Origin of the sequence: [Ruminococcus] torques ATCC 27756 (assembly GCF_000153925.1) — a bacterium.
Lineage (GTDB): Bacteria > Bacillota > Clostridia > Lachnospirales > Lachnospiraceae > Mediterraneibacter > Mediterraneibacter torques.
In genome coordinates this window covers 1-1,810 of record NZ_DS264348.1, presented here as the reverse complement: position 1 = coordinate 1,810, position 1,810 = coordinate 1, and the positions used below count along the sequence as shown (strand labels likewise).

The window sequence follows — 1,810 nt, the reverse complement described above, 5'->3', positions numbered from 1 at the left end:
ACGAAGCTGTACCGAAAGGAGCAGTGGATTTTAAGAAGAGAGAATGCCGGAATGAGTAGCGAGAAAGAGTGAGAATCTCTGCCGAATATCTAAGGTTTCCAGGGTAAAGCTGATCTGCCTGGGTAAGTCGGGGCCTAAGGCGAGGTCGAAAGACGTAGTCGATGGATAACAGGTTGAAATTCCTGTACTATCCTGTAACAGAACTGTGGGGGACGCAGACAGAGAGCACAAGCCGGGAATGGAAAGACCGGTGCAAGCGAGGTAGGAGTACATCAGGCAAATCCGGTGTGCAATCCGAAGACGTGATGCGGATCGAAAAGAAGTAGAGAAGTGTGTGAGCTGGCTGCCAAGAAAAGCCGCTATTGTTTACAGGATACCCGTACCGTAAACCGACACAGGTGGATGAGGAGAGAATCCTAAGGCCGACGGGAGAAGCATTGTTAAGGAACTCGGCAAAATGACTCCGTAACTTCGGGAGAAGGAGTGCCATGCGAATGGCCGCAGAGAATTGGCCCAAGCAACTGTTTAGCAAAAACACAGGTCTATGCGAAACCGAAAGGTGAGGTATATGGGCTGACGCCTGCCCGGTGCTGGAAGGTTAAGGGGAGAGGTTAGCGCAAGCGAAGCTTTGAACTTAAGCCCCAGTAAACGGCGGCCGTAACTATAACGGTCCTAAGGTAGCGAAATTCCTTGTCGGGTAAGTTCCGACCCGCACGAAAGGCGTAATGATTTGGGCACTGTCTCAACAATGCACCCGGTGAAATTGAAATACCAGTGAAGATGCTGGTTACCTGCGCCAGGACGGAAAGACCCCATGGAGCTTTACTCTAGCTTGATACTGGGATTCGATATTGCATGTACAGGATAGGTGGGAGACTAGGAAGTGGTGACGCCAGTTGCCATGGAGTCAATGTTGGGATACCACCCTTGCAGTATTGGGTTTCTAACCAGCAGCCGTGATCCGGCTGGGGGACAATGTCAGGTGGGGAGTTTGACTGGGGCGGTCGCCTCCGAAAGGGTATCGGAGGCGCTCAAAGGTTCCCTCAGAATGGTTGGAAACCATTCGAAGAGTGCAAAGGCAGAAGGGAGCTTGACTGCGACACCGACGGGTGGAGCAGGTACGAAAGTAGGACTTAGTGATCCGGTGGTATAAAGTGGGATTGCCATCGCTCAACGGATAAAAGCTACCCTGGGGATAACAGGCTTATCACTCCCAAGAGTTCACATCGACGGAGTGGTTTGGCACCTCGATGTCGGCTCATCGCATCCTGGGGCTGTAGTCGGTCCCAAGGGTTGGGCTGTTCGCCCATTAAAGCGGTACGCGAGCTGGGTTCAGAACGTCGTGAGACAGTTCGGTCCCTATCCGGCGTGGGCGTAGGATATTTGAGAGGAGCTGCCCTTAGTACGAGAGGACCGGGGTGGACTGGCCGCTGGTGTATCTGTTGTATTACCAAGTGCATAGCAGAGTAGCCAAGCCGGGAAGGGATAAACGCTGAAGGCATCTAAGCGTGAAGCCCCCCTCAAGATGAGATATCCCATAACGTCAAGTTAGTAAGACCCCTTGAAGACGACGAGGTAGATAGGGCAGAGGTGGAAGTGTGGTAACACATGGAGCTGACTGTTACTAATAGGTCGAGGGCATAACCAAAGCGGAGATAGGCAATGGATGAAAAAAGATTCTTTGTATGTAGTTTTCAGGGTATAACCTGAATTAAAAAGTGGCCCAGTGGCTCAGTTGGTTAGAGCGCCGCCCTGTCACGGCGGAGGTCGAGAGTTCGAGTCTCTTCTGGGTCGTTATGTGGGGTCTTAG

The 1,810-nt window shown here is 52.0% G+C and carries 1 tRNA gene and 1 rRNA gene (1 of these 2 cut by a window edge); both read left to right on the top strand.

The features are described 5' to 3' along the window. A 23S ribosomal RNA gene (locus tag RUMTOR_RS13230) occupies nt 1-1,648 on the top strand (it extends 1,029 nt beyond the left edge of the window). Between the two features lie 72 nt (nt 1,649-1,720). Next, nucleotides 1,721-1,794 (top strand) — tRNA-Asp (locus RUMTOR_RS05445). The last annotated feature ends 16 nt before the right edge of the window (nt 1,795-1,810 follow it).